Origin of the sequence: Shumkonia mesophila (assembly GCF_026163695.1) — a bacterium.
Taxonomy (GTDB): domain Bacteria; phylum Pseudomonadota; class Alphaproteobacteria; order Rhodospirillales; family Shumkoniaceae; genus Shumkonia; species Shumkonia mesophila.
In genome coordinates, this window is the sequence record NZ_JAOTID010000040.1 from 1 (window position 1) to 4784 (window position 4784).

Annotated in this window: 5 protein-coding genes; 4 read left to right on the forward strand and 1 reads right to left on the reverse strand. The window is 60.7% G+C overall.

The features are described 5' to 3' along the window. A partial coding sequence (locus ODR01_RS25345; RefSeq protein ID WP_394356877.1) for a LacI family DNA-binding transcriptional regulator occupies positions 1–172 on the reverse strand: 172 nt, incomplete at its 3' end. A 127-nt stretch (positions 173–299) separates the two neighbouring features. Here ODR01_RS25345 and ODR01_RS25055 point away from each other — a divergent pair. The 4 genes from ODR01_RS25055 (at position 300) to ODR01_RS25070 (ending at position 4642) form a co-directional block, all read left to right on the forward strand. Continuing rightward, the gene (locus ODR01_RS25055; RefSeq protein ID WP_316980446.1) at positions 300–1544 is read left to right on the forward strand and encodes an ABC transporter substrate-binding protein; all 1245 of its coding nucleotides are present in this window, start codon (positions 300–302) and stop codon (positions 1542–1544) included. A 151-nt stretch (positions 1545–1695) separates the two neighbouring features. Further along, a complete protein-coding gene (locus tag ODR01_RS25060) occupies positions 1696–2649 on the forward strand; it encodes a sugar ABC transporter permease (protein WP_316980447.1) in 954 nt (317 codons plus the stop codon). A 1-nt stretch (position 2650) separates the two neighbouring features. Further along, positions 2651–3496 (forward strand): carbohydrate ABC transporter permease, encoded by an 846-nt coding sequence (locus ODR01_RS25065; RefSeq protein WP_316980448.1) that lies wholly within the window; start codon positions 2651–2653, stop codon positions 3494–3496. 30 nt (positions 3497–3526) lie between these two features. Further along, positions 3527–4642, forward strand: coding sequence for an ABC transporter ATP-binding protein (locus ODR01_RS25070; protein ID WP_316980449.1), 1116 nt, complete (start codon positions 3527–3529; stop codon positions 4640–4642). The last annotated feature ends 142 nt before the right edge of the window (positions 4643–4784 follow it).

The window sequence follows — 4784 nt, forward strand, 5'->3', positions numbered from 1 at the left end:
TGATCGCCCGCGACACCGTCGCCGTCGACACTCCGGCAATCCGCGCCACGTCCCGTAAGCCAACGCTCTTGCGAACATATCCCGTTTCCCCGTTCGTAAAAGACGGAGACGAAGCGATTGAACCGGAATCTGTGGCGTCAGATCGCATATTGACAGACGACATCGCATCCATTTAATCTGCAAACGGTTACATCAGGTGCCTATGGCACGTCAACCGTTTGCTTACAAGTCATATTTTAAGAATGGGTAAAGCCATCAATGCAAGCGGTTCCACAGGTTGGCGTCTAGAGGAGAAGGCAATGAAAACTCGTGCGATAGTGGGCGCGCTTTGCGCGGTAGGCTTGTTGAGCAGCGGTCCGATGGCCAACGCCGAGGACCTTGAAGTCCTGCACTGGTGGACCTCGGGCGGGGAATCGAAGGCGGTCGGTGTCCTCAAGGACATGATGGAAAAACAGGGCTACGTGTGGAAGGACTTCGCAGTGGCCGGCGGCGCAGGCTCTAACGCGATGAAGGTCCTCAAGGCTCGCGTCTTGGCGGGAACGCCGCCGACGGCCACCCAGATCAAGGGCGTGTCCATCGATGAATGGGCCGAGGAAGGCGTGCTGGCCAACATCGACGCGGCCACCAAGGGATGGGACAAGGAAATCCCGCCAGCCATCACCAAATTTCTGAACTATAAGGGCCACTACGTCGCTGCCCCGTTCTGGGTGCACCGCTTGAATTGGCTCTACATCAACAAGAAGCTGCTCGACCAGGTCGGCGGCACGCCTCCCACCACTTGGCCGGAGTTCTTCGTGCTGGCCAACAAGCTGAAGGCCGCCGGCATCATCCCGCTGGCCCATGGCGGCCAGCCGTGGCAGGACATCAATCTGTGGGAAGGGGTGGTGCTGTCGAAGGGGGCAGATTTCTACAATAAGACGATTGTCGATCTCGACCACGGCGCCCTGACCTCGGCTACCATGATCGACGTCTTCGACACCGTCCGCAAGATCGCCTCTTACTTCGATCCCGGAACCGCGGGACGCTCCTGGAATCTGTCGAGTGCCATGGTGATCCAGGGCAAGGCCGCCATGCAGATGATGGGCGACTGGGCGAAGGGCGAATTCCTCGCCGCCAACCTCGTCGCCGGCAAGGATTACCTGTGCGTGCCGCGGCCCGGCACCGCCAAACTGTTCATGTTCAACTCGGACTCCTTCATGTTCTTCAAGAAGGACGGCAGCGACGCGGCAACCAAGGGCCAGGTCGCCTTGGCCGAGACCATCACCAGCAAGGACTTCCAGCACAAGGCCGCCTACTACAAGGGAGCGATTCCGGCGCGCAGCGACGTGTCGATGGACGGATTCGACTCCTGCGCCCAGAAATCCCACGACGACTTCGTCGCGGCGATCAAGGACAACGCCCTGATTCCCTCCCTGGCGCACGGCATGGTCCAACGGGACGCCACGCTCGGCGCCATGCGCGACGTGGTCACCCATTTCGTCAACTCCAACGAGGACTCTAAGACGGCCGTGCAAAAGCTGGCCCAAGCCGCCAAGGTAATGTAGCTCGCCCAACCCGCGTCGCCGGCGGAACCAACCGCCGGCGACGTCTTGGGCGACGCCCTATCCTTCGATCGCGATCATCGCGCCCCTCATGTACGCTTGAAGGCAACCCGGCAACCGCCGGCAAAATCTGAGGGATTGCAGGAGTCGAACCGTGTCCGATCCATCGGGAACCACCCCCATCAACCGCCATTGGGGCAGTCGAGCGCGCGGCCCGCGGGTGTCGCCGTTTGCCACATTCGCCGACCGATGGATGCCGAGAATCCTGCTTTCGCCAAGCTTAGCCATTAGCCTCGTTTTCGTTTACGGCTTTATCGCAATCACCGGATATCTGTCCCTTACCGCCTCGCGGCTGTTGCCCAATTACCGGTTCGTCGGACTCGATCGTTATCGCGAGTTGTTCGCCAATGACATCTGGTGGTCGGCAGCGGCCAACCTCGCCTGGTTCGGCATCCCGTTTATCGGCTTCTGTATCGTCTTAGGCCTGCTGATCGCCGTTCTGCTCGATCAGCGGATCCGCGGCGAGGGGGCCCTGCGCGCCGTTTATGTTTATCCGCTGGCCCTTTCCTACATCGTGACCGGCGCCGTTTGGCAGTGGATCCTCAACCCGGATCTCGGCCTCGAACGGCTCATCCGGCAATGGGGCTGGCAGGATTTCTCGTTCAATTGGCTGGCCGATCCCGACAAGGCGATTTTCTGTGTCGTCATCGCTGCCGTCTGGCAGTCCTGCGGCTTCGTGATGGCGCTCTTTCTCGCCGGCCTCCGCGGCATCGACGACGAGATCGTCAAGGCGGCCAAGGTCGACGGGGCAACGCTGCCGACCATTTACCTGAGGGTCGTCATCCCAGGCATGCGGCCGGTCTTCTTCTCGGTCATTCTCATTCTGTGTCACATTACCATCAAGACCTTCGACCTAGTGGTGGCGCTGACCGCCGGTGGTCCCGGAACGTCGTCGTGGCTGCCCGCCAACTTCATGTACACCTTCGCGTTCGATCGCAGCCAACTCGGAGTCGGCGCGGCGTCGGCCATGATGATGCTGTTCACCGTGGTCGCGGTCCTCGTCCCGCTGATGTATGCCGAATCGAGAAGGACGCGCCATGGCGCCTAGAATGACCATTGGACGCGCCACCATCTACGCGGTGCTGGTCCTTTTCGCCCTTTATTTCCTGCTCCCCATTTACGTCATGCTGTCGACTTCGCTCAAGGAGCTCGACGAACTGCGCGCCGGCCACATGCTGGCGCCGCCGGCACGGTTGACGGTGATGCCATGGCTCAAGGCCTGGAGCGAGGCTTGTACCGGCGTGCGATGCGAAGGCCTGGCTCCCTTCTTCTTCAATTCCATCCGAATGGTGATTCCGGCCGTTCTGATCTCGGCGATCATCGGCGCATTCAACGGCTACATCCTGGCCCATTGGCGATTCCGGGCTGCCGATCTGCTATTCACGTTGCTGCTGGTAGGCTTCTTCATTCCGTACCAGGTGGTGATCCTGCCGATGGCCCAATTGCTTGGCCGCCTGGGTCTTTCCAATACCCTGACCGGGCTCATTTTCGTTCACATCGTTTACGGCGTGGCGTTTACGACCATGCTTTATCGGAACTTCTACGTCAGCGTACCGCCGGAGCTGGTCAAGGCGGCGCGGGTCGACGGGGCAGGTTTCTTCACCATCTTCTTCCGCATCCTGCTGCCGCTGTCGTGGCCGACCTTTGCCGTCGGCGTCATCTGGCAGTTCACCCAGATTTGGAACGACTTCCTGTTCGGCGTCATCTTCTCCGGTGCCGACTCGATGCCAATCACCGTGGCGCTCAACAATCTCGTCAACACCTCGGAGGGCGTCAAGGAATACAACGTTGACATGGCCGGGGCGATCATCACCGCCCTGCCGACCCTGGTGGTCTACATCGTCGGCGGTCGGTTCTTCCTGCGCGGCCTGATGGCTGGAGCCATGAAGGGCTAAGGGACAATCCAAAACGAAACGGTTCGAGAAATGGCCACACTTTCCATCCGCAATATTCACAAGAATTTCGGCGCCCTCCCGGTCCTTCAGGGAGTCAATATCGATGTCGACGACGGGCAGTTTCTGATCCTGGTCGGTGGGTCGGGGTGTGGCAAGACCACCCTGCTCAACATCATCGCCGGGCTGGAAACGGCGACCTCCGGCGAGATCCTGATCGGCGGCAAGGTGGTAAACGATTTGCCGCCCCGCGATCGCGACATCGCCATGGTGTTCCAGTCCTATGCGCTCTATCCGTCGATGACGGTGCGCGAGAATATCTCGTTCGGCCTTAGCATCCGCAAAGTGCCGAAGACCGAACAGCAGGCCATCGTCAAGCGCGTGTCGGAGATGCTGCAAATCTCTCATCTCCTCGACCGCAAGCCCAGCCAGTTGTCAGGGGGGCAGCGCCAGCGCGTCGCCATGGGGCGCGCGCTGGCGCGTGATCCCGTGATGTTCCTGTTCGACGAACCGCTGTCCAATCTCGATGCGCAGTTGCGCGTCGAGATGAGGGCCGAGATCAAGCTGATGCACCAGCGGCTCGGCACCACCGTCTGCTATGTCACCCATGACCAAATCGAGGCGATGACGCTCGGCGAACGGATTGCCGTCATGAAGGACGGCGTCGTCCAGCAACTGGGATGCCCTCAGGAGATCTATGACTCGCCAGCGAACATGTTCGTGGCCGGCTTCATCGGCGCACCGCCCATGAACTGCGTCCCGGGGAAACTCATCGAGGCTGGTTCGGGGCTTGGGTTCGAACTCGATACGGTGTGCGAACGCACTATCCTGAATCTGCCGATCACCCGCGCCAAGGCTCAAGTGTACGTCGGCCGCGACGTCATCCTGGGCCTGCGGCCCGAACGCATCTTCGATGAGCGCGATACCCATACCGCTGGTAGCGACAATCTGCAATCGATCGAAGTCCGGGTCGACGTAGTCGAGCCGACCGGGGCGGACACCATGGTCTTCACGCAGTTGAACGGCAAACGGGCCATCTGCCGGGTTCATCCGGCCGCCGAACCACGTCCCCACGAAAACCGCCGGCTCACGTTCGACGTCTCGAAGGCCGTGCTGTTCGATCCCGGCAGCGGGGAGCGGATCGCGTGACACGCGGGCACCCCGGCATGCCCGGTGGCGGCCATAGGATCGGCGCCGAACCTCTTTCTTCAAGTGGAGGCACGTCATGAAGAAGCTTTTGAACGATGCATCGAAGTTTGTGGACGAGATGCTGGATGGGCTTTGCCTGGCG